The 23321-nt window shown below is 60.5% G+C and carries 23 protein-coding genes and 1 tRNA gene; 17 read left to right on the plus strand and 7 right to left on the minus strand.

The window, feature by feature from the left end; all coding sequences use genetic code 11:
• Positions 1-2 precede the first annotated feature (2 nt).
• Genes phrB through AB4O45_RS08480 form a run of 8 tightly spaced genes read left to right on the plus strand, consistent with a single transcriptional unit; the run spans position 3 to position 6792 of the window.
• Positions 3-1448: a deoxyribodipyrimidine photo-lyase gene (gene phrB, locus AB4O45_RS08445; RefSeq protein WP_252886791.1), complete on the plus strand. Its 1446-nt coding sequence runs from the start codon at positions 3-5 to the stop codon at positions 1446-1448.
• Positions 1441-1863, plus strand: a complete 423-nt coding sequence (locus AB4O45_RS08450; protein ID WP_071173575.1) for a nuclear transport factor 2 family protein — start codon at positions 1441-1443, stop codon at positions 1861-1863. Before phrB ends, AB4O45_RS08450 begins: the two co-directional genes overlap by 8 nt.
• Positions 1860-2642 carry an SDR family NAD(P)-dependent oxidoreductase gene (locus AB4O45_RS08455; protein ID WP_252886792.1) on the plus strand — a complete coding sequence of 261 codons (783 nt, stop codon included), beginning with the start codon at positions 1860-1862 and terminating at the stop codon, positions 2640-2642. Before AB4O45_RS08450 ends, AB4O45_RS08455 begins: the two co-directional genes overlap by 4 nt.
• On the plus strand, positions 2639-3886 hold the full coding sequence (locus AB4O45_RS08460; RefSeq protein WP_150638784.1) for an NAD(P)/FAD-dependent oxidoreductase: 1248 nt from the start codon (positions 2639-2641) through the stop codon (positions 3884-3886). The genes AB4O45_RS08455 and AB4O45_RS08460 overlap by 4 nt, the downstream gene beginning before the upstream one ends.
• Entirely contained in the window at positions 3883-4698 is an 816-nt protein-coding gene (locus AB4O45_RS08465) for a DUF1365 domain-containing protein (protein WP_056790285.1), read from the plus strand. Before AB4O45_RS08460 ends, AB4O45_RS08465 begins: the two co-directional genes overlap by 4 nt.
• A complete protein-coding gene (locus AB4O45_RS08470; protein WP_236168897.1) occupies positions 4685-5950 on the plus strand; it encodes an SAM-dependent methyltransferase in 1266 nt (421 codons plus the stop codon). The genes AB4O45_RS08465 and AB4O45_RS08470 overlap by 14 nt, the downstream gene beginning before the upstream one ends.
• Positions 5943-6434 (plus strand): DUF2878 domain-containing protein, encoded by a 492-nt coding sequence (locus tag AB4O45_RS08475; RefSeq protein WP_150741822.1) that lies wholly within the window; start codon positions 5943-5945, stop codon positions 6432-6434. The genes AB4O45_RS08470 and AB4O45_RS08475 overlap by 8 nt, the downstream gene beginning before the upstream one ends.
• A 52-nt stretch (positions 6435-6486) precedes the next feature.
• A complete protein-coding gene (locus AB4O45_RS08480) occupies positions 6487-6792 on the plus strand; it encodes a YkgJ family cysteine cluster protein (protein ID WP_024014290.1) in 306 nt (101 codons plus the stop codon).
• Between the two features lie 133 nt (positions 6793-6925).
• Here AB4O45_RS08480 and AB4O45_RS08485 read toward each other — a convergent pair whose 3' ends face one another.
• From AB4O45_RS08485 to hemA, 6 genes are all read right to left on the minus strand, one after another.
• Complete coding sequence (locus AB4O45_RS08485; protein ID WP_041480001.1) at positions 6926-7444, minus strand: acyloxyacyl hydrolase; 519 nt, start codon at positions 7442-7444, stop codon at positions 6926-6928.
• A 111-nt stretch (positions 7445-7555) separates the two neighbouring features.
• Positions 7556-8347 (minus strand): glutamate racemase, encoded by a 792-nt coding sequence (gene murI / locus AB4O45_RS08490; protein ID WP_122747842.1) that lies wholly within the window; start codon positions 8345-8347, stop codon positions 7556-7558.
• The gene (locus AB4O45_RS08495) at positions 8340-9095 is read right to left on the minus strand and encodes a molybdopterin-synthase adenylyltransferase MoeB (protein WP_095181653.1); all 756 of its coding nucleotides are present in this window, start codon (positions 9093-9095) and stop codon (positions 8340-8342) included. Before AB4O45_RS08495 ends, murI begins: the two co-directional genes overlap by 8 nt.
• Positions 9089-9919, minus strand: coding sequence for a peptide chain release factor N(5)-glutamine methyltransferase (prmC, locus tag AB4O45_RS08500; protein WP_041480004.1), 831 nt, complete (start codon positions 9917-9919; stop codon positions 9089-9091). Before prmC ends, AB4O45_RS08495 begins: the two co-directional genes overlap by 7 nt.
• On the minus strand, positions 9920-11002 hold the full coding sequence (gene prfA, locus AB4O45_RS08505) for a peptide chain release factor 1 (RefSeq protein WP_016773210.1): 1083 nt from the start codon (positions 11000-11002) through the stop codon (positions 9920-9922). It abuts the gene before it with no gap.
• A complete protein-coding gene (hemA, locus tag AB4O45_RS08510; RefSeq protein ID WP_016773209.1) occupies positions 10999-12285 on the minus strand; it encodes a glutamyl-tRNA reductase in 1287 nt (428 codons plus the stop codon). Before hemA ends, prfA begins: the two co-directional genes overlap by 4 nt.
• 182 nt (positions 12286-12467) lie before the next feature.
• Between hemA and AB4O45_RS08515 the strand changes: the two genes are divergently transcribed.
• The 8 genes from AB4O45_RS08515 (at position 12468) to ychF (ending at position 19392) form a co-directional block, all read left to right on the plus strand.
• A complete protein-coding gene (locus tag AB4O45_RS08515; protein WP_130928618.1) occupies positions 12468-14192 on the plus strand; it encodes a tetratricopeptide repeat protein in 1725 nt (574 codons plus the stop codon).
• Between the two features lie 3 nt (positions 14193-14195).
• Positions 14196-14813 (plus strand): lipoprotein insertase outer membrane protein LolB, encoded by a 618-nt coding sequence (gene lolB, locus AB4O45_RS08520; RefSeq protein ID WP_016773207.1) that lies wholly within the window; start codon positions 14196-14198, stop codon positions 14811-14813.
• 3 nt (positions 14814-14816) lie between these two features.
• Positions 14817-15668 (plus strand): 4-(cytidine 5'-diphospho)-2-C-methyl-D-erythritol kinase, encoded by an 852-nt coding sequence (gene ispE, locus AB4O45_RS08525; RefSeq protein ID WP_460161307.1) that lies wholly within the window; start codon positions 14817-14819, stop codon positions 15666-15668.
• A 37-nt stretch (positions 15669-15705) separates the two neighbouring features.
• Positions 15706-15780, plus strand: a tRNA-Gln gene (locus tag AB4O45_RS08530).
• Positions 15781-15825: 45 nt separating this feature from the next.
• A complete protein-coding gene (locus AB4O45_RS08535; protein WP_003171603.1) occupies positions 15826-16767 on the plus strand; it encodes a ribose-phosphate pyrophosphokinase in 942 nt (313 codons plus the stop codon).
• 141 nt (positions 16768-16908) lie between these two features.
• Entirely contained in the window at positions 16909-17511 is a 603-nt protein-coding gene (locus tag AB4O45_RS08540; RefSeq protein WP_056790308.1) for a 50S ribosomal protein L25/general stress protein Ctc, read from the plus strand.
• 173 nt (positions 17512-17684) lie between these two features.
• On the plus strand, positions 17685-18269 hold the full coding sequence (gene pth, locus AB4O45_RS08545; protein WP_016773203.1) for an aminoacyl-tRNA hydrolase: 585 nt from the start codon (positions 17685-17687) through the stop codon (positions 18267-18269).
• A 22-nt stretch (positions 18270-18291) separates the two neighbouring features.
• Positions 18292-19392: a redox-regulated ATPase YchF gene (gene ychF, locus AB4O45_RS08550; protein ID WP_016773202.1), complete on the plus strand. Its 1101-nt coding sequence runs from the start codon at positions 18292-18294 to the stop codon at positions 19390-19392.
• Between the two features lie 144 nt (positions 19393-19536).
• On the opposite strand, the gene AB4O45_RS08555 is transcribed toward ychF, so the two are convergent.
• Positions 19537-20754 (minus strand): MFS transporter, encoded by a 1218-nt coding sequence (locus tag AB4O45_RS08555; RefSeq protein WP_039761258.1) that lies wholly within the window; start codon positions 20752-20754, stop codon positions 19537-19539.
• Between the two features lie 432 nt (positions 20755-21186).
• On the opposite strand from AB4O45_RS08555, the gene AB4O45_RS08560 reads away from it, so the two are divergent.
• Positions 21187-23244, plus strand: a complete 2058-nt coding sequence (locus AB4O45_RS08560; protein WP_095181651.1) for a methyl-accepting chemotaxis protein — start codon at positions 21187-21189, stop codon at positions 23242-23244.
• Positions 23245-23321: the final 77 nt, after the last annotated feature.

Genomic DNA, 23321 nt, shown 5'->3' on the forward strand with positions numbered 1-23321 from the left:
ACATGCAACTGATCTGGCTGCGCAGCGACTTGCGCCTACATGACAACACAGCCCTCGCGGCCGCCGCAGCGCGCGGCCCGACCGTGGCGGTGTATCTGTTGAGTCCGCAGCAATGGCTGGAGCACGACGATGCGCCGTGCAAAGTGGATTTCTGGCTGCGCAACCTGCGCGAACTGAGCCAGAGCCTCGGCGCGCTGAACATCCCGTTGTTGATTCGCAGCGCACCGCACTGGGATCAGGCACCGGCGGAGCTGCTCAAACTCTGCCGGCATTTGAAGATCGAGGCGGTGCACGCCAACGAGGAATACGGCGTTCACGAAAGCCGCCGTGATGAAACCGTGGCCGAAACGTTGCGAGCCGAAGGCATCGAATTCCACAGTTACCTGGATCAGTTGCTGTTCAAACCCGGCACAGTGCTGACCAAGACCGGCACCTACTTCCAGGTGTTCAGTCAGTTTCGCAAAGTCTGCTACGAACGCCTGCATCGCTCGATGCCGGCACTGGTCAAGGCACCCGGCAAGCAGGCCGCGCTGGATATCGCCAGCGATGCAATTCCGGAGGCGGTAAAAGGTTTCGCCACACCGAGCGAATCCCTGCGCGCCCTGTGGCCGGCCGGCGAGCAAGAGGCGCGACGCCGCCTCGATACCTTCACCGACGCGCAGATCGACTACTACCGCAGTGAACGCGACTTCCCGGCCAAACCTGGCACCAGCCAATTGTCGGCGTATCTTGCCGCCGGCGTGATCTCGCCACGCCAGTGCCTGCACGCTGCACTGCAAAGCAATCAGGGCGAGTTCGAAAGCGGCAAGGTCGGCGCAGTGACCTGGATCAACGAGCTGCTGTGGCGCGAGTTCTATAAACATATTCTGGTCGGCTACCCACGTGTCTCCCGGCATCGCGCCTTTCGCCCGGAAACCGAAGCGCTGGCCTGGCGCGATGCGCCGGAAGAACTCAAGGCCTGGCAAGAGGCACGCACTGGGCTGCCGATCATCGACGCGGCGATGCGTCAACTGCTGGAAACCGGCTGGATGCACAATCGCCTGCGCATGGTCGTAGCGATGTTCCTGACCAAAAACCTGCTGATCGACTGGCGCGAGGGCGAACGCTTTTTCATGCGCCACCTGATCGACGGCGACCTGGCGGCCAACAACGGTGGCTGGCAGTGGAGCTCATCGACCGGCACCGACTCGGCGCCGTACTTCCGTATCTTCAACCCGTTGAGCCAGTCGGAAAAATTCGATGCCGAAGGCGTGTTCATCAAGCACTGGTTGCCGGAACTGGCCGGGCTCAACAAGAAGGAAGTGCACAATCCGGCGGCAGCCGGAGGACTGTTCGGCGTGGCCGATTATCCGGCCCCGATCGTCAACCTCAGCGCCTCACGCGAGCGTGCGCTGACGGCGTTCAAGAACCTGCCGTCGCGCCAGCCTGTGGGCGGCAGCGATGAGTGAATTCCTGCGCAGCTTCGCCCGCGAGTTTTGCGGGTTGAACAAAGACAACCTGCATCGCCTCGGCGAGCTGTACAGCGACGACATTCATTTCACCGATCCGCTGCACGAAGTTCAGGGCCTGGCACAACTGCGGGATTACTTCAGTGAGCTGTACGCCAACGTCAGCGATCTGCGTTTCGATTTTCACGGCTTTGACCAGATCCGCGAAGGTGAGGGTTACCTGCGCTGGGTCATGAGTTATCGCCATCCGCGCCTGGCCAACGGTCGGGAAATCAGGGTCGGTGGCTGCTCGCACCTGCTCTGGCGCGACAAGGTTTATCGCCATCGGGATTATTTCGATGCCGGGGCGCTGCTGTATGAACACTTGCCAATATTGGGCCGGGTGATTGCCTGGCTGAAAAGGAGAATGGGATGAGTCGTACACCTCCACGGCGGTATTGGTTGACCGGCGCCAGCAGTGGCATCGGTGCAGCCTTGTGTGAGGACATTCTGAAAAGCGGCGCGCACCTGGCGGTCAGCTCGCGCTCGGCCGCGCCGCTCAAGGTCTTGTCCCAGCGTTATCCGGGCCAGGTGCTGGTGGTGCCCGGCGATCTGACCAACAGTCAGACCGTGCGCGAAATCGGTGAGCAGATCACCGAGGCCTGGGGTTCGCTGGACAGCGTGATTCTCAACGCCGGCACCTGTGAATATGTCGACGCGCGCCAGTTCGACTCGTCGATCATCGAGCACGTGGTGCGCACCAATCTGCTCGCCAGCAGCTATTGCATCGAAGCCGCCCTGCCGCTGTTGCGCAAAGGCTCGGCGCCGCATCTGGTCGGCATGGCCAGCTCGGTGACTTACCTGCCGCTGCCACGGGCCGAAGCCTATGGCGCATCGAAGGCCGGGCTGCGTTACCTGTTCGAATCGCTGCGCATCGATCTGGCGGATGAAGGCATTGAAGTCACCATCATCAGCCCGGGTTTTGTCGAAACGCCGCTGACCGAGAGGAACGATTTCCCGATGCCGCTGAGCTGGCCTGCGGATAAAGCGGCGCGGCACATCTTCGCCAAACTCAAGGACCGTCCGCTGGAAATTGCCTTCCCGGGGCTGTTCATGGCCGCGCTGTGGCCGCTATCGAAACTGCCCGCCCGCGCGCAATTGGCGATCGGCAAACGCATGGTGCGCAAGAACCCACCGCAGCGGGACCCGATATGAAAATCGCCGTAATTGGCAGCGGTATCGCCGGGCTCACCTGTGCCTACCTGCTGAACCGCCGCCACGACATCACCGTGTTCGAAGCGAGTGACTGGGTCGGCGGCCATACCCACACCGTACCGGTCAGCGTGGCCGGGCAATCGTTCGCCATCGATACCGGTTTCATCGTGTTCAACGACTGGACCTACCCGAACTTCATTCGCTTGCTCAACCAGCTCGGCGTGGCGTTCAAGCCGACCGAAATGAGCTTTTCGGTAACCGACCCGGACACTGGCGTGGAGTACAACGGCAACAACCTCAACAGCCTGTTCGCCCAGCGCAGCAATCTGTTGTCGCCGGGGTTCTGGGGCATGCTGCGCGACATTCTGCGCTTCAACAAAGAAGCGCAGCGCGACCTGATCGAACTGCGCATCGCCGCCGATACCACCCTCGATGATTACCTCAAGGCCGGCGGCTACGGCGAGCGCTTCATCCTGCACTACATCGTGCCGATGGGCGCGGCGATCTGGTCGATGCCAATGGCGGAAATGCTCAATTTCCCGCTGCAATTCTTCCTGCGTTTTTTCAAGAATCATGGCCTGTTGTCGGTCAGTGATCGGCCGCAGTGGCAGGTCATCGAAGGCGGTTCCAGTGCCTACGTCGCGCCGCTGACCGCTTCGTTCAGCGACAGGATTCGCCTGACCTGCCCGGTCAGCCGCGTCGAGCGCAATCAGCATGGTGTGGTTATCCACAGCCCGGCCGGCCTCGAACATTTCGACAAGGTGGTGTTCGCCTGTCACAGCGATCAGGCCCTGAGGCTGTTGGCCAACCCGAGCGACGCCGAGCGTTCGATTCTCGGTGCCCTGCTCTACGCCGACAACGACGTCGTGCTGCACACCGACACGCGCCTGCTGCCTACGCGCAAACTGGCCTGGGCCAGCTGGAACTATCGCCTCGGCGGCGCCGGCCATACCCGCGCGGCGGTCACCTACAACATGAACATCCTGCAGGGCATCGAGAGCGACACCACGTTCTGCGTCAGCCTCAACCAGACTGCCGGCATCAGCCCCGATAAAGTGCTGGCCCGCTATACCTACGCTCACCCGCAATACACCCTCGCCGCAGCGGCCGCGCAAAACCGCTGGGGCGAACTCGACGGCGAGCAGCACACGCATTATTGCGGCGCCTACTGGGCCAACGGCTTTCATGAAGATGGCGTGGTCAGCGGGCTGCGCGTAGCCGCCGCGTTCGGTGAAACCCTGTGAACAGCGCACTGTATAGCGGCGTGATTGGCCACCGACGTTTTGCGCCGCGCCGCCACGAATTCCGCTACCGCATTGGCCTGCTCTATCTCGACCTGAGCGAACAGGACGCCGTGCTGGCCTTGTCGCCGCTGGCGGGGCGCAGCCGCTTTGCGCCGTTCTCGTTTCGCGAAACCGATTACCTCAAAGCCTTCACCGGCAAGGGCATGCGCCTGATCGACGCGGTGCGCCAGCAGGTCGGTGCAGCCATCGGTCATGAACCACAAGGCGCGGTGTGCCTGCTGACTCAGCCGCGCAGTTGGGGCCTGTCGTTCAATCCGGTGAGTTTCTTCTACTGCCACGAAGCCGACGGACAACTGGCGGCGATCGTTTGTGAAGTCACCAATACGCCATGGCGCGAGCGTTTTCATTACGTGTTGCCGGCGCAGACGCCGACCAGTCTGGTGGATTTCCACCAACATTTTGCTGTAGCCAAGGCGTTTCACGTTTCACCGTTTCTGCCCCGCGACCTCGAATACCGCATGAGCTTCAGCCCGGCCGCGCAAAGCCTGGGTGTGCACATGGCCGATTGGCAGGGCAGCGAGAAACTGTTCGACGCCACACTGAATCTGCGCCGCGAACCGCTCGATCGTCGCAGCCTGCATCGCTATCTGCGGCGCTTCCCGTGGATGACCGCAAAAACCGCCTTGGCGATTTATTGGCAAGCACTGCGACTGCTGCTCAAGCGCGCGCCGATCTTCCCTCACCAGGCTGCCGACGGCAGCTTTAAAACCGCCACTGTGCCTCCGAAGGAGCCGCACCATGAAATCCTCTAGCCTGCCGCTCGGTCGCTTCAGCACCAACGGTTTGACCGGCTCGCTGCTGCGCCGTGGCGTGTTGCGCCAATTGGCCCAGCTCAAACACGGACAATTGATGGTCGTCGAGGATGGCGAACAAATGCTCTTCGGTACGCCGGGCAGTGCTCTGCTCGGGGAAGTCCATGTGCTCGACCCGGCCCTGTGGGGCATGGTCGCCAGCAGCGGCTCGATCGGCGCCGGCGAAGCATTCATCCACGGCTATTGGAGTTCGCCGGACCTGACTGCTGTGGTGCGCGTGTTCGTCAGCAATCTCGATGTACTCGATGCCATGGAAGGTGGCCTGGCGCGTCTGGGCCGGCCCTTCGTGCAAGGCCTGCACTGGCTCAATCGCAACACGCGCAAGGGGTCGCAGAAAAACATCGCCGCGCACTACGACCTCGGCAATGAACTGTTCGAACAGTTTCTCGACCCGACCATGATGTATTCCGCCGCCCAGTTCCTTTCGCCGAGCGACACCCTGGAACAGGCGCAACTGAACAAACTCGAGCGCATCTGCCAGAAACTCGCGCTCAAACCCAGCGACCACCTGCTGGAAATCGGCACCGGTTGGGGCAGCATGGCCCTTTACGCAGCACAGCATTACGGTTGCCGCGTGACCACCACGACGCTGTCGAAAGAGCAGTTCGCGTTCACTGCCAAGCGCATCGAACAACTCGGCTTGCAGGATCGCGTCACCCTGCTGCTCAAGGACTACCGCGACCTCAGCGGCGAGTACGACAAACTGGTGTCGATCGAGATGATCGAGGCGGTCGGCCATCGGTTCCTGCCGACCTACTTCAAGCAATGCGCGCAGTTGCTCAAAAGCAACGGCCTGATGCTGCTCCAGGCGATCACCATTCGCGAACAACGCTACGAACAGGCCAAGCGCAGCGTAGACTTCATCCAGCGCTACATCTTCCCCGGCGGCGCCCTGCCCTCGGTGCACAAGATGCTCGATGTGGTCGGCCGCGAAACCGACATGAACCTGCTGCACATGGAAGATTTCGGCCTGCATTACGCCAAGACACTGCGCCTGTGGCACGAGAACTTTCGCCTCGCCCATGGTCGCCTGAGCGAGCTGGGCTACGACGATTATTTCCTGCGTTTGTGGGAGTTTTACCTGTGCTATTGCGAGGGCGGATTCCTCGAACGCACCATCGGCACCGCGCAATTGCTGCTGGCCAAACCGGCGGCGATGACCGCTCCCCTGCTCGGACGCTTCGATGCGTGAGCGAATCGCCAATGCCGTGCTGTTTCAGCTCGGCTGGCTGGCCTGCGTGCTCGGCGGCAACAGTTTATGGCTGTTGCTGGCACTGGCGGCGCTGGTGATTCATCTGCGCTGGATCAGCAGTTGGGCGGCAGAAGGTCGTTTGATTCTGTGCGTGGTGATTGTCGGCACGGCGGTGGACAGCGTCTTGCGTTACCTCGACGTGTTCCGCTTTGCAGACGCGTCACCGCTGATTCCGTTGTGGCTGATGCTGCTATGGGCACTGCTCGCCACCACGTTGCGCCACTGCCTGGCTTGGAGCGCGCGGCCATGGTGGCTGGCCAGCGGACTTGGCGCGGTGGGCGGGGCATTGTCGTACTACGGTGGCGGACGCCTGGCCGGCGTGCATTTCCCTTACGGCGAAGTGTCGACGCTGATCGTTATCGGGCTGCTCTGGGCAGGGCTGTTCCCGCTGTTGCACTTGATGGCACGGCGTCTGGCGCCGTGAGCGTCCGTCAGCGCTTTCACACCCACCGCGATCACTGCCTTACACTGCCACGATGAAAACCATCCCTCACACACAAATCGCCGAACCGGCGGTCACCTGCTCGACCTGTGCGGCGTGCTGCTGCCAGCTCGAAGTGATGCTGATCACCGACACCGGCGTGCCTGATCGCTTTATCGATACCGATGAATGGGGCGGCGAAGTGATGCTGCGTCTGGACGACGGCTGGTGCGCGGCACTGGATCGCGACAGCATGATGTGCACGATCTATGAACGACGCCCGCTGATTTGCCGCGAGTTTGAAATGGGCGCGCCGGAGTGCATCGAAGAGCGCCGGGGAATTGCTACAGCCTACCGCTGATTTCTTTGACGGCGCAGAAACAACTGTGGGAGCGAGCCTGCTCGCGAAGGCGGTGTGTCAGCCACCATTTGAAGTGACTGACACTCTGCTTTCGCGAGCAGGCTCGCTCCCACGTTGGTTCCGCGTAGGCGGATTACAGCGGCATTGTGTAATGCAGCGCGTAGCTTTCTACACCATCGTTGTCGCTGGACAGGCCGGCGTTGGAGTAGTGCGTGGCGCGGATGCCGACTTCGTGGCCGCCGTTGAAACGCAGGCCGACACCGATGCGGTCTTCAAACTGGAAGGAGCCGCCCAGGTTGTTGCTTTCGTATTCGGTGTTGGAGAAGAACGCCACGCCGATACCCGCTTCCACGTATGGCTTGACCGACTGACCGGCAAACTCGTAAACGAATACAGGCGAGAACGACAGGCTGTTGTTGCTGGAAGTCTTGTCACCTTCCCAGTACGTGTAGGCACCGCTCCAGTAGCCGGTCAGGCGACCCACGTCGCTCTGCAGCCAGCTCTTGTCCCAGTCGAAATTCATGCCTAAGCGATACGTCATTGTCGAATCGCTGGTACCGCCGACGGCGAATTCAACGCCAGCGGCTTGTGCAGTAATGCTTTGCCCCATCAGTGCGGCCGCAATCGCGGCCAAGCAGAATAGTCGCTTCACTTTGAAACTTCCTTTTCCGGAACGATCGTTTGGTTTTTAGTTGCTGCTGTCGCTATAGAAATCCGCGCTTGGTCAGAAGTTCAGCGTTTTTTTAGTTATTTCACATTTTTTTTACAAGTCGAAGTTTTGCACATTCGACGCAGTTTGGCCCAGCAACGGTAGGATTTTTCTGAGAGATTGCGGATCGCCGCTGGTCCAGAACTTCACCGGCTGGCTCGGACGTTGCGCCAGCAGATCACGCTCGGCGAGCAAGCGTTGCAACTGCCGGGCCACGGCATCTCCGGTATCGATCAGGCTGACATCGTCGGCGATCATCGACCTGAGTAGCGGCTTGAGGAAGGGATAATGGGTACAGCCAAGAATGATCGTGTCGCAGTTTTGCGCCAGCAATGGAGCGACGTAACCTTGCAATAAAGTGCGTAATTCGGCGCTGTGCAGATCACCCGTTTCGATCAGTTCGACCAGTCCCGGACAGGGCTGGGTGATGACTTTTATGTCAGCCGCGAAGCGATCGAGCAACGCGGCAAACTTCGCGCTCTGCAACGTGCCGGTCGTGGCCAGGACGCCAACCACGCCGCTTCGTGTGGCCGCTGCGGCCGGTTTGACCGCCGGTTCCATGCCGACAATCGGCCAGTCGGGGAAATCGCGACGCAGATCGGCAACCCCCGCCACGGTCGCGGTATTGCACGCCAGCACCAAAGCTTTGGCCCCCTGCTCGCGAAAAAACCCGGCCATCACGCTGCAACGCTCGCGGATGAATTCCGGGGTTTTCTCGCCGTAAGGAATGTTCCCGCAATCGGCGACATAAAGCAGCGATTCGTTGGGCAGCAAGCGCTGGATTTCGCCGAGGACCGACAAGCCGCCGACCCCGGAATCGAACACGCCGATCGGCGCTTCACGCATGGCGCGCGCCACAGACGCTGCAGCCCGGATCGCGCTTGACGCGAAGCTCACGGAATCGCGAGCCCAAGGCATCGATCAACAACAGTCGCCCCACCAAGGGTTCACCAAAGCCGACCAGCACCTTCAACGCTTCCAGCGCCTGCAAGCTGCCAACCAGACCGACCAATGGCCCGACCACGCCGGCCTCGCTGCAGGTCAGTTCGGCTTCACTGCCGTGACCGTACAGGCAGTGGTAGCAAGGGCTCTCGGCACGCCGAGGATCGAACACCGACAATTGCCCTTCCAGACGAATTGCCGCGCCACTGACCAGCGGCTTGCACGCGGCAACACAAGCGGCGTTAACCGACTCGCGCGTGGAAAAGTTGTCCGAACAATCGAGCACCAGATCCACCGCCGCCACCGCTGCACCGAGAGAATCCTCGTCCAGCGCCTGGCGATGGGCGACCAGTTGAATTTCCGGATTGATCGCGCCCAGGCGCTTGAGCGCCGAGTCGACCTTGGACATGCCGACACTGTCGGTGTCGTGAATGATCTGCCGTTGCAGATTGGTCAGATCGACCGTGTCGAAATCCGCCAGATGCAATTCGCCGACGCCCGCTGCTGCCAGATACAGCGCCACTGGCGCGCCGAGACCGCCGAGGCCGACGATCAGCACGCGGCTGGCCTTGAGCTTCAGCTGCCCGTCGATGTCGATGTGTTGCAGCAGAATCTGCCGGCTGTAGCGCAGCAATTCCTGATCATTCAGCACGGCAGGCGCCCCAGACTGATGCGTTGATGGCCGCCCAGATCGGTGCGGCTGTGGACTTCTTCAAAGCCACGGGTAAGCAGCAGATCACGCACGGCTTCGGCCTGATCATAGCCGTGTTCGAGCATCAGCCAGCCTCCGGTTTCAAGATGATCCGGCGCCTGCGCAACAATCAGGCGCAGATCATCGAGGCCATCTTCACCGGCGACCAGCGCACTGGCCGGTTCGAAGCGTACATCGCCCTCGACCAGATGCGGATCGGCGGCGGCAATGTACGGCGGGTTGCTGATGATCAGTTGAAAGCGCTGGCCTGCAAGTGCGCTGAACCAATGGCTGTTCAGCACCGTAGCGTTGTTCAGGTGCAGACGCTGGCGATTGCGTTCGGCCAGGGCCACGGCTTCAAGCACACGATCCACGGCAGTGACTTTCCACGCCGGCCGTTCGCTGGCCAAGGCCAAAGCAATCGCGCCACTGCCGGTGCCCAGATCAAGAACCTTGGCCGGAGTTGCCGGCAGCAGCTCAAGGGCTGCCTCCACCAGCAATTCGGTGTCAGGACGCGGAATCAGCGTGTGCGGCGCGACTTCCAGATCCAGCTTCCAGAAGCCCTGCTGGCCGAGAATATAAGCCACCGGCTCACCGCTACGCCGCCGTTGCAAATACTCGGCAAAGGTCAGCGCAGCCTCGCTCGGCACGATGCGCTCGGGCCAGGTGTGCAGGAAGCTGCGCGACTTGCCCAGTGCGGCGGCGAGAAGCAATTCAGCGTCCAGACGCGCAGTCGGCGAGTCCGGCAACTCGGCGGCGCGCAACAGGCTGGCGATGATGGTCATTTATTCACCTATCGCTGCGAGTTGGTCAGCCTGATATTCGGCCAGCAAGGGCTCGATCACAGCTTCGACGCCACCGGCGAGAATTTCATCCAGCGAATACAGGGTCAGGTTGACGCGATGGTCGGTGACCCGGCCCTGGGCGTAGTTGTAGGTGCGGATACGCTCGGATCGATCGCCGGAGCCGACCAGCAACTTGCGCTCACTGGCAATCGCGTTGGCTGCCGCTGCGTTTTGCTGATCGTTGAGCTTGGCCGACAGCCACGCCATCGCCCGGGCACGGTTCTTGTGCTGGGAGCGTTCTTCCTGACACTCGACGACGGTGCCAGTCGGAATGTGGGTGATGCGGATCGCCGAATCGGTGGTGTTGACGTGCTGACCACCAGCGCCAGAGGAACGGTAAGTATCGACACGCAGATCCGCCGGGTTGATCTCGATCGCTTCGCGCTCGTCCGGCTCCGGCAACACTGCCACGGTGCACGCCGAGGTGTGGATCCGACCCTGGGATTCGGTGGCGGGTACGCGCTGAACGCGGTGCGCGCCGGACTCGAATTTCAGCTTGCCGTAAACGTTGTCGCCTTCAATGCGCGCGATGACTTCTTTATAGCCACCGTGTTCGCCTTCGTTTTCCGAGAGGATCTCGACGCGCCAGCCACGCCGCTCGGCATAACGCGAGTACATGCGGAACAGGTCGCCGGAGAAGATCGCCGCCTCGTCGCCACCGGTGCCGGCGCGGATTTCGAGGAAGACGTTGCGCCCGTCATTCGGATCTTTAGGCAGCAACATGCGCTGCAGATCGGATTCCAGCGTGACCAGCAACTCCTTGGCTTCGCGAACTTCTTCCACGGCCATTTCGCGCATGTCCGGGTCGTTGTCCTTGAGCAGCGCCTGCGCGCCTTCAAGATCGCTTTGTACGCCGAGCAGCTTTTTATAGGCGGCCACTACCGGCTCGAGTTCGGCGTACTCCTTGGAATAGGCGCGGAATTTGGCCTGATCGGCAATGACTTCACCGTCGCCGAGCAGCGCGGTCAGTTCCTCGAAACGGTCCTGGAGAATGTCCAGCTTGTTGAGCAGTGACGCTTTCATTGCGGTTTTTTATCCGAAAAACTATCCGGTGAGCCCTCAAGGGCAAAGAGTTCCTGGGCCATGGCCAGCGCATCGAGGCGGCCTTCGGCAGACAGCTTTTTCAATTGCACGCTGGGCGCATGCAAGAGTTTGTTGGTCAGGCCACGGGCCAGTTGCCCGAGCACGTCTTCGGCGTTGCCGCCGTTGGCCAGCAGACGCAGGGCTTTTTGCAATTCCTCGTCACGCAAGCGCTCGCTCTGTTGACGATAGGCCTTGAGCACATCGACTGCCGCCAGTTCGCGCAGGCGCACCATGAAATCGTCGGCGCCGACCGAGACCATCTCCTCCGCCGCTTGCGCAGCGCCCTGACGGCTCTTGAGGTTCTCGGCGACCACTTCGTGGAGATCGTCGACGCTGTACAGGTAAACGTCGTCCAACTCGCCGACTTCTGGCTCGATATCTCGTGGTACCGCGATGTCGACCATGAAGATCGGCTTGTGCTTGCGCAGCTTCAGCGCACTTTCCACCGCACCCTTGCCGAGGATCGGCAACTGGCTGGCGGTCGAACTGATGACGATGTCGCTGCGCACCAGCTCCGCCGGGATGTCCGAGAGCAGCACCGCGTGAGCGCCGAACTGCTCGGCCAACTGACTGGCGCGCTCGAGCGTGCGGTTGGCGACGACGATGCGCTTGACCCCCAGCTCATGCAAATGGCGCGCGACCAGCGTAATCGTCTCGCCGGCACCGATCAGCAGCGCCTGGCTGCGTTGCAGATCGCTGAAAATCTGTTTTGCCAGGCTCACCGCAGCAAACGCCACCGACACCGGGTTCTCGCCAATCGCAGTATCGGTACGCACCTGCTTGGCGGCATTGAACGTCGCCTGAAACAACCGCCCCAGCAGCGGACCGATGGTGCCGGCCTCGCGGGCCACGGCGTAGGCCGATTTCATCTGACCGAGAATCTGCGGTTCGCCCAGCACCAGCGAGTCGAGCCCGGAGGCGACGCGCATCATGTGACGAACAGCCGCATCGTCTTCATGCACGTAAGCACTGGCGCGCAGCTCGTCGAGACTCAGATGGTGATAATCGGCCAGCCAGCGCAGCACGACATCGGCCGACAGCTGATCCTGTTCTATATAAAGCTCACTGCGATTGCAGGTGGAGAGGATCGCGGCTTCGCGGCTGTCGGTCAGTCGGCAGAGCTGCTGCAAGGCCTCCACCAGCTGCTCAGGGGTAAAGGCCACGCGCTCGCGGACGTCTACTGAAGCAGTCTTGTGGTTAATACCGAGTGCAAGGAAGGCCATTCAAGGTCGCTGATGGTGACGTGAAGCCGGCAATTGTCCTACTTCGAAAGATTCAGAACAACTACCGCTGACTATTGTCCCAATCGTCAGCCCCTATAATGGCCACAATTGAGTCTCGGTTATGTTTGGCCGAAGGCTTGTGTCATGATGATCCGACCGCAGGTTAGTCGTCCTCTTCCTATATGAATAGATCTTCCGCGTTGCTCCTCGCTTTTGTCTTCCTCAGCGGCTGCCAGGCCATGGCGCCCGTTGCGCCGGATGGCACCCCGCCGGTCGAAGACACCACGCCCGCACCTGAAAAGCCCAAGGTTTACGGCTCGTTCAGCGAGGAAACCGTGTTCAGCCTGCTGAGCGCCGAACTCGCTGGCCAGCGCAATCGTTTCGACATTGCCCTGGACAATTACGTGACCCAGGCCATCAACACCCAGGATCCGGGCGTTTCCGAGCGTGCGTTCCGCATCGCCGAATATCTGGGCGCCGATCAACCGGCCCTCGACACCGCGCTGATCTGGGCGCGCAATGCCCCGGACGATCTCGAAGCGCAACGCGCCGCCGCCGTGCAACTGGCCCGCGCCGGGCGTTACGACGACTCCATGGTCTACATGGAGAAAGTCCTGCAGGGCAAGGGCGACACCCATTTCGATTTCCTCGCGCTGTCGGCCGCCGACACCGATCAGGAAACCCGCAACGGCCTGATGAAAAGCTTCGACCGTTTGCTTGAGCGCCACCCGAACAACAATCAGCTGATTTTCGGCAAGGCTCTGCTGTTGCAGCAGGATGGCGACAATCAAGGTGCGCTGACTCTGCTCGAAGACAACCCACCGGAAGATGGCGAGATCGCACCAATCCTGCTGCGTGCGCGCCTGCTTCAATTGCTCAATCGTGGCGACGAAGCGCTGCCGCTGTTGCAGAAAAGCATCAGGAAATACCCGGAAGACAAACGCCTGCGCCTGACTTACGCGCGCATGCTGGTCGAACAGGACCGCATGGACGACGCCAAGGCCGAATTCTCCACGCTCGTTCAGCAATACCCGGAAGACGATGAACTGCGTTACTCGCTGGCGCTGGTGTGCCTGGAAGCCAAGGCGTGGGATGAGGCCAAGGGTTATCTGGAAGACCTGATCGCTCGCGAAAGCCACGTCGATTCAGCGCATCTGAACCTCGGCCGGATTGCCGAAGAGCGCAATGACCCACAAGGCGCGCTCATCGAATACGCCCAGGTCGGTCCGGGCAATGACTATCTGCCGGCACAGCTGCGTCAGGCCGATATCCTGATGAGCAACGGCAAGACCGCCGAAGCGCAGAGCAAGCTGGCCGCCGAGCGTGACGAGCAGCCCGACTACGCGATCCAGTTGTATCTGATCGAGTCGGAAACCCTGTCGGCCAATAAACAGGACGACAAGGCCTGGAAAGTTCTGCAACAAGCGCTGCAGAAATACCCGGACGATCTCAATCTGCTCTACACCCGCGCCATGCTCGCGGAAAAACGCAATGATCTGGCGCAAATGGAGAAAGACCTGCGCCTGATCATCAAGCGCGACCCGGACAACGCCATGGCGCTGAATGCGCTGGGCTACACCTTGTCCGATCGCACCACCCGCTACGCTGAAGCAAAAACGCTGATCGAGCAGGCGCACCAGATCAATCCGGAAGACCCGGCGGTACTCGACAGCCTCGGCTGGGTGAACTATCGCCTGGGCAATCTGGACGACGCGGAGAAATACCTGCGCCAGGCGCTCGAGCGTTTCCCTGACCACGAAGTCGCCGCGCACCTGGGCGAAGTCCTCTGGGCCAAGGGCAATCAGCGCGAAGCCAAACAAGTGTGGGGCAAGTTCCTCAAGGATCAGCCCGACAGCACCATTCTGCGCAGCACCATCAAGCGCCTGACCGGATCCGAGAATCTTTAAACCATGCTTTTGCGCCACGTTATTGTTTTCAGCTTCATCGCCCTGCTCGCCGGCTGTTCGGGTTTCGGCACTCGCGAATCGGTCGAGGGCCACGGCAGCCCGGCCCAGTGGGCGGCGAATAAACAGCAACTGACCGGCCTCGATGGCTGGCAGATCGACGGCAAGATCGGCATCCGCGCGCCGAAAGATTCCGGCAGCGGCACGCTGTTCTGGCTGCAGCGTCAGGACTACTACGACATTCGCCTGTCCGGCCCGCTGGGTCGTGGTGCGGCACGCCTGACCGGGCGTCCGGGCAAAGTATCACTGGAAGTCGCCAACCAGGGCCGCTACGAATCGCAATCTCCTGAAGCCCTGCTCGAAGAACAGCTGGGCTGGAAACTGCCGGTGTCGAATCTGGCCTGGTGGGTTCGCGGCCTGCCAGCCCCGGAAAGCAAGAGTCGCTTGAATCTGGACGCCGACAGCCGTCTGGCCAGCCTTGAGCAGGACGGCTGGAAAGTCGAATACACCGCCTACACCGAACAGAATGGTTATTGGCTGCCCGAGCGCATCAAGCTGCACGGCACCGACCTTGACGTGACGCTGGTGATCAAAACCTGGCAACCGCGCAAGTTGGGGCAATAAAGCATGACCGCTGCACGCCTGACCCTGCCCTCGCCGGCCAAACTCAACTTGATGCTGCACATTCTCGGTCGCCGTGAAGACGGTTATCACGAATTGCAGACGCTGTTTCAGTTCCTCGATTATGGCGATGAAATCACTTTCGCCGTGCGCGATGACGGCGTGATTCAGCTGCACACCGAGTTCGCCGGCGTGCCCCACGACAGCAACCTGATCGTGCGCGCGGCGAAGATGTTGCAGCAACAGTCCGCCTGCGCGCTCGGTATCGACATCTGGATCGACAAAGTCCTGCCCATGGGCGGCGGCATCGGTGGCGGCAGTTCAAATGCGGCGACAACGTTGCTCGGACTCAACCATTTGTGGCAACTGGGCTGGGATGAAGATCGTCTGGCGCAACTGGGCCTGTCACTCGGTGCCGACGTACCGGTGTTCGTCCGTGGCCATGCGGCATTTGCCGAGGGCGTCGGCGAGAAACTGACCCCGGTCGACCCCGAAGAACCGTGGTATCTGGTGCTCGTGCCGCAAGTCGCTGTTAGTACGGCAGAAATTTTTTCCGATCCTTTGTTGACACGTAACACACCGCCCATTAAAGTGCGCCCCGTTCCCGAGGGAAACAGTCGAAATGACTGCTTGCCGGTGGTCGCAAGGCGTTATCCAGAGGTACGTAACGCATTGGATTTGTTAGGTAAATTTACCGAAGCAAAGCTCACCGGAACTGGAAGTTGTGTGTTTGGGGGCTTCCCAAGCAAAGCTGAAGCTGATAAAGTCTCGGCCCTTCTGACAGAGACCCTTACAGGGTTTGTAGCGAAAGGAAGCAACGTTTCGATGTTGCATCGCAAGCTGCAAAGTCTGCTCTAAAGGAATCAAGTGCCCGGCACTTGAAAGCAACAGATACAGGGGCGTCGCCAAGCGGTAAGGCAGCAGGTTTTGATCCTGCCATGCGTTGGTTCGAATCCAGCCGCCCCTGCCATTTTCTCTACTCATCCAGGTTACCCTCAGCCTCTAGGTACTGCGCGTGTCCAAGATGATGGTCTTTACGGGGAATGCCAACCCCGATCTGGCTCGGCGTGTCGTACGTCAGCTGCATATCCCTCTCGGTGACATCTCTGTCGGCAAGTTTTCCGACGGCGAAATCACAGCCGAGATCAATGAAAACGTTCGCGGTAAAGACGTCTTCATTATTCAGCCGACCTGCGCTCCGACCAACGATAACCTGATGGAACTGGTAGTGATGGCTGATGCCTTCCGCCGCTCCTCAGCTACTCGTATCACTGCTGTTATTCCTTATTTTGGTTATGCCCGTCAGGATCGCCGTCCGCGTTCCGCACGTGTGGCTATCAGCGCGAAAGTCGTTGCTGACATGCTTACCGTAGTCGGCATCGACCGTGTTCTCACGGTTGATCTGCATGCTGACCAGATTCAGGGCTTCTTCGATATTCCGGTAGATAACATCTACGGCTCCCCGGTTCTGGTGGATGACATCGAAGATCAGCGCTTCGAAAACCTGATGATCGTGTCCCCGGATATTGGTGGCGTCGTGCGTGCACGGGCTGTTGCCAAGTCGCTGGGCGTCGATCTCGGGATCATCGACAAACGCCGTGAGAAAGCCAATCACTCTGAAGTGATGCATATCATCGGTGATGTCGAAGGGCGTACCTGTATTCTGGTCGATGACATGGTCGATACCGCCGGCACCCTGTGCCACGCGGCCAAGGCCCTGAAAGAGCATGGCGCAGCCAAGGTCTTTGCCTACTGCACACACCCTGTGCTGTCGGGCCGGGCCATCGAGAATATCGAAAATTCCGTGCTGGACGAGCTGGTGGTCACTAACACCATCCCGCTGTCCGCTGCAGCACAAGCCTGTGCACGTATCCGTCAACTGGATATCGCACCGGTTGTTGCCGAAGCGGTTCGCCGCATCAGCAATGAAGAATCGATCAGCGCGATGTTCCGTTAAGGGCCCTGCCCTTCGCGAAATGTCTCGTTGACGAAAAGCGCCCCGCCCCGGCATTCCTGTCGGGGCGGGGCTTTTTTGCCCATACCGTGTTCGGCGCTGGTCGCAAACGCCACTCGGTCATGGCTATTTTGGAGATACAAAATGAACGATTTTACTCTGAATGCTGAAGTGCGTTCCGACCTGGGGAAAGGTGCGAGCCGCCGCCTGCGTCGTCTCGCAGCTCTGGTTCCAGCTGTTGTTTACGGTGGCGACAAAGCCCCTGAATCCATCAGCATGCTGGCCAAAGAAGTTGCCAAACTGCTCGAAAACGAAGCGGCTTACAGCCACATCATCGAGCTGAACGTTGGTGGCACCAAGCAGAACGTCATCATCAAGGCGCTGCAGCGTCACCCGGCCAAAGGCCACGTGATGCACGCTGACTTCGTACGCGTTGTTGCCGGCCAGAAACTGACCGCCATCGTGCCTGTACACTTTGTTGGCGAAGAAGCTCCAGTGAAGAAAGGCGGCGAAGTTTCGCACGTTGTTGCTGAAATCGAAGTGACCTGCCTGCCAAAAGATCTGCCTGAGTTCATCGAAGTCGATCTGTCGAAAGCAGAAATCGGCACCATCATTCACCTGTCGGACCTCAAAGCTCCTAAAGGTGTTGAGTTCGTTGCTCTGGCACACGGCGATGACAAGGCTGTTGCCAACGTCCACGCTCCACGTGTTGCTGCAGAACCTGCCGAAGAAGGCGAAGCAGAGTAATTCACTCTGTCATGCCGGGGAGTGAGCAAGTAACATCGCGGACTGGAACGTAGCGAGAAAGCGGGCGAGAACGCGGAGTTTACATCCATGGTAAATGAGCATTTTTCGTCCACTTTCGCCGCTTTCCCCGATCGCGGCGATGTTATCCACCACTCCAAGGAAGGGCCCCTATCGTGACTGCCATCAAACTGATCGTTGGCCTGGGAAATCCAGGCGCTGAATACGAACAGACCCGGCATAACGCAGGGGCCCTTTTTGTTGAGCGCATCGCCCACGCACAGAATGTGAATCTTGTGGCCGATCGCAAATATTTCGGCCTGACCGGGCGCTACTCGCATCAGGGTCAGGATGTTCGTCTGCTGATTCCCACCACCTACATGAACCGCAGCGGCCAGGCCGTGGCGGCACTCGCCGGTTTCTTCCGCATCAAGCCTGAAGAAATCCTCGTGGCGCATGACGAACTCGACTTGCCTCCGGGCGTTGCCAAGCTCAAGCAGGGCGGCGGCCATGGCGGTCACAACGGGTTGCGCGACATCATTGCGCAACTGGGCAATCAGAATACGTTCTACCGCCTGCGGCTTGGCATCGGCCACCCGGGCGTTGCCAGTATGGTTTCAAATTTCGTCCTGGGTCGTGCGCCACGCGCCGAACAGGAAAAACTCGATGCCAGCATCGACTTTGCCCTCGGCGTGCTGCCGGATATCCTCGCCGGGGAATGGAACCGCGCGATGAAAAACCTGCACAGCCAGAAGGCCTGACTTTTACCCGAGGGGAAACACCATGGGATTCAATTGCGGCATCGTCGGCCTGCCTAACGTCGGCAAGTCCACCCTGTTCAACGCCCTGACCAAATCCGGTATCGCGGCGGAGAACTTCCCCTTCTGCACCATCGAGCCGAACAGCGGCATCGTGCCGATGCCGGATCCGCGCCTGGAAGCGCTGGCGGCCATCGTCAATCCCAAGCGCATCCTGCCGACCACCATGGAATTCGTCGACATCGCCGGCCTCGTCGCCGGCGCCTCGAAAGGTGAAGGCCTGGGCAACAAGTTCCTGGCCAACATCCGCGAAACCGACGCTATCGCTCACGTGGTGCGCTGCTTCGAAGACGACAACGTGATTCACGTTTCCAACAGTGTCGACCCGAAACGCGACATCGAAATCATCGACCTGGAACTGATCTTCGCCGACCTCGACAGCTGCGAGAAACAACTGCAGAAAGTCGCGCGCAACGCCAAGGGCGGTGACAAGGACGCCGTGGTTCAGAAGGCTCTGCTCGAGCAACTGATCGCGCACTTCACCGAAGCCAAACCGGCACGCAGCCTGATGAAGAACATGAGCGCGGACGAGAAAGCCGTGATCAAGGGCTTCCACCTGCTGACCACCAAGCCGGTCATGTACATCGCCAACGTTGCCGAAGACGGTTTCGAGAACAACCCGCACCTGGACGTGGTCAAGGCCATTGCCGAAGAAGAAGGCGCCATGGTCGTTCCGGTGTGCAACAAGATCGAAGCGGAAATCGCCGAGCTCGACGACGGCGAAGAGAAGGACATGTTCCTCGAAGCGCTGGGCCTGGAAGAGCCTGGCCTGAACCGCGTGATCCGCGCCGGTTACGAAATGCTGCACCTGCAGACCTACTTCACCGCCGGTGTCGAAGAAGTCCGCGCCTGGACCGTCAAGGTCGGTGCTACCGCACCACAGGCCGCTGGCGTGATCCACACCGACTTCGAAAAAGGCTTCATCCGTGCCGAAGTCATCGCCTACAACGACTTCATCCAGTACAAGGGCGAAGCCGGCGCCAAAGAAGCCGGCAAATGGCGTCTGGAAGGCAAGGATTACATCGTCAAGGACGGCGACGTGATGCACTTCCGTTTCAACGTCTAAGCAACAGCCGCACAAGAAAAAGCCGCGTTTGATACGCGGCTTTTTTGTGCCCGAAAGATTGTTAAAAGATCGCAGCCTTCGGCAGCTCCTACAGATGTACATCTATCCCCTGTAGGAGCTGCCGAAGGCTGCGATCTTTTGATCTCAAGCTTTTTTAGTACGCGGGAGAAAGATCGCCAACACACCAAACAACGGCAGGAATGAGCAAAGGAAATACACGTACTCAATCCCGTGCACATCCGCCAGATGCCCGAGCAGCGCCGCGCCAATCCCGCCGAAACCGAACATCAGGCCGAAGAAAATCCCGGCAATCATCCCGACATTACCCGGCACCAGTTCCTGCGCGTACACCACGATCGCCGAGAATGCCGACGCCAGAATGAAGCCGATCACCACGCTGAGAATGCTGGTCCAGAACAGATCGACATGCGGCAGGATCAGGGTGAATGGCGCCACCCCCAGGATGGAAAACCAGATCACTGCCTTGCGCCCGATCTTGTCGCCGATAGGCCCGCCGAAGAACGTCCCAGCCGCCACTGCGCCCAAAAACAGGAACAAGTGCAATTGCGAACTCGCCACTGACAGGTCGAACTTCTCGATCAGGTAGAAGGTGAAGTAGCTGGTGAAACTGGCCATGTAGAAATATTTGGAGAACACCAGCAGCCCCAGGACCACCAAGGCACTGGTCACCCTGCCCTTCGATAAGCCGTGCGTCGCGGCTTGGCCGGCCTTGAGCTTGAACAGGTTCAGGTGGTTGGCGTACCAGCGGCTGATGCGGTACAGCACGAACAGCGCAAACACCGCGAACAGACCGAACCACGCCACATTGCCCTGGCCGAAGGGAATGATGATCGCCGCCGCCAGCAATGGGCCGAACGCGGAGCCGGCATTGCCGCCGACCTGAAAGGTCGATTGCGCCAGACCAAACCGGCCGCCCGAGGCCAGCCGCGCAACACGCGAGGCTTCCGGGTGAAAGGTCGACGAGCCGATACCAATCAGCGCCGCCGCCAGCAGAATCAATGGGAAGCTGCCGACCACCGACATCATCAGAATGCCGATCAAGGTACACACCGTGCCCGCCGGTAACAGCCACGGTTTAGGGTGCCGGTCAGTGTGATATCCGACCCACGGCTGCAACAGCGATGCGGTCAACTGGAAGGTCAAGGTGATCAGGCCGACCTGGGTGAAGGTCAGGCCATAGTTGGCCTTGAGCATCGGGTAGATCGACGGCAGCACCGACTGGATCAGGTCATTGATCAGATGCGCCAGCGCCACCGCGCCGATGATGCGCATCACCAAGGGGCTGCTTTGCGGAGCAGCGGTCGCCGAGGCAGCGGCGGTCTGGACGTTGCTGATAGCCATGGAAAATTCCGGACAGCAGATGGGTGCCCGCAGGCAGGTGCGTCAATGTGCCATTTTTCGGTGCGCTCGCGCTATCCCCTTAGCCAGCTAACTAACCAACATTCCTATCTCGCGTAGGAGCTGCCGAAGGCTGCGATCTTTTGATCTTGCTTTTAAGCATCAAAGTCAAAAGATCGCAGCCTTCGGCAGCTCCTACAGGGGATCGCTGGTGGCGAAGGTGATAGCTCAACGCCATGGTCTGAATCTTGCCTTGCTTCTGCCCTTGAACACGATCGCCTTACAAAGGCGCTCGACAATGGGAAGTTTCGCTACAGAGCCGGCCTACAGAGCGGGCGAGGGTGAACTTTCGAGGCCTTTTAGAGGGCACGGGTCGTGAGCCAACAGCTCGCGATGCACGCCAATGGTGCGTGGTGTCCAGAGGAGTCATGAGGCATGCAGGCTTTCCTTTCACCGGGGATCAAATTGCTGGGGCGGTTTGGCTTCGCAGGTAAATTCCAATTGTTGTTTCTGCTGTTCATTCTGCCGCTGGCCGGCAGCCTGTTGATGATCGGCCATGACTATCGCGAGAAGCTCAATCTGATCTCGGGCGAACGTGCCGGCGTGCGTCAGCTGCTCGCGCTGGATGCGCTGGACAACCTGCTCGCCGCTCAACGCGACCGCGCCGCCCGCTGGCGCGCCACCGAGACCAATCGTCAGCCTACACCGGCCACCCTCGCCGCAATGGCCGCCTTCGACGGCGTGCAACCGGCAGTGCTGCAAGCCACCACAGAGCTGGGCAATGCCCTGAACCAGCAAGGCGCCGACGGCGCAATCCTCGAACGCTTTCAGGCGCTGCAAACCGCACTCAATGGCCTTGATTCGAAAAGCCTCAGCAGTGTCGGCTGGTGGCCGGACGGTTATGACCGCTTCACCAATGCCCTGGGCGCGCTGCAAGCCTTGCGCGAGCAGATCGTCATGGACAATCGCCTGACCCTCGCGCCGTGGCTGGAAACCTACCTGCTGACGCAGATTTCCACGCAGCACGCGCCGGACCTGATCGAGCGTGTCGGCCGTCTCGCCGCAGTCGGCCAGGCTTCGGTCGTCTCCGGTCAGTTCACCCTGCAGAGCCGCCTGCAGTTGCGCGACCTGCGCAGCCGCATTGGTGACGCCCGCGAGCAACTGGTGAAAACCGCCGGCCTGCTGGAGGCGCGTCTGCCAGCCGAGCTGCAAGCTTGGGCCGGCCAGTATCACGACAGCCTGAAACACCTCGACAGCGGCCTGAAAGTCCTCGACGACGGTGTGTTTGGCGGCAGCATCAACCTCAAGCCAGAGGACTTCGAACGCAGCCTCGACGCGCTGCTCACCGACCTCGCTTCCCTGCGCCAGCAATCCCTGGTCGCGCTGGATCAGCGGCTCGATGCGTATTACAGCTCGGCGATCCGCCAGTTCATTGTTGTCGCCGCAATCTTCGGTTGCCTGCTGTTGGCCGCGTTATACCTGTTCGTTTGCCTGCAAGCCTCGATCCGCCGTAGCGCCAGCGGCATCACCTTGCTCGCCGAAGCCTTGCGCGACGGTAACCTGAGCCTGCAAGTGCCGGTGGTGGGGCGCGATGAGCTGGCAGCGATCAGCACCGCGCTCAACGTCGCTGTGGTGCAATTGCGCAGCAGCATGCTCGGCGTCGACCACGAGACCTCGCAGTTGAGCAACGCGGTGCGCAGCCTCAACCAACACTCCAGCGGCGCCCTGAGCGAAGTCGAAGCGCAGCAATTGCAGATCAGCCAGATCGCCGCTGCCGCCACGCAATTGGCCGCCACCTCGCAAGGCGTCGCGCAGAGTTGCGAACAGGCCTCCGGCAGCGCCCAGCAAACCCGGCGCATCGCCGCCGACAGCAGCCGCGACAGCCAACGCACCACGGCGAGCATTCAGCAGCTCAATCAGCGCCTTAACGATACCGCCGCCGCGCTTGGCCGGGTCAGCGAGCAAGGCCAGCAGATTCAACTGGTCGTGGATACCATTCGCGGCGTCGCCGAGCAGACCAACCTGCTCGCGCTCAACGCCGCCATCGAGGCCGCCCGCGCCGGCGAACAGGGTCGCGGCTTTGCCGTGGTCGCCGACGAGGTGCGCAGCCTCTCGCAGCGCACGCAATCGTCCACCGCGCAGATCGCCGGCACCGTCGACAGCCTGCGCGCCACGGTCAACGAAGCGGTAAGCCTGATGGAAGCCGCCTGTGGTCAGGCGCAATCGGATGCCGAAGCAGTCACCGGACTCGGCGAACGCCTGGGAGAAATCGCCAGCGCCGTACAGAGTGTCACCGACACCCTGGCGCAAATCGCCACAGCGGTTGAAGAACAGGCCAGCACTGCCGACGAAGTCAGCGGCAATATCCAGCAGGTCGATCAAGCGGCGGTGCGTTTGCTCGAAGGCGCACGCGCCGTAAACCTAGCGGCGGACACCTTGAGCCAGGGTAGCGAGGCCCTGAGCGCCAATACCGCCAGATTCCAACTGCGCTGACGCCCTCCCCGGCCCCGATTTTCGGGGCTGGAGGATAAGCAGTTGAAAACAGGAAGAAATATTTTCGATTTACGCTT

The sequence above is a fragment of the Pseudomonas sp. S2_B10 genome, assembly GCF_054668425.1.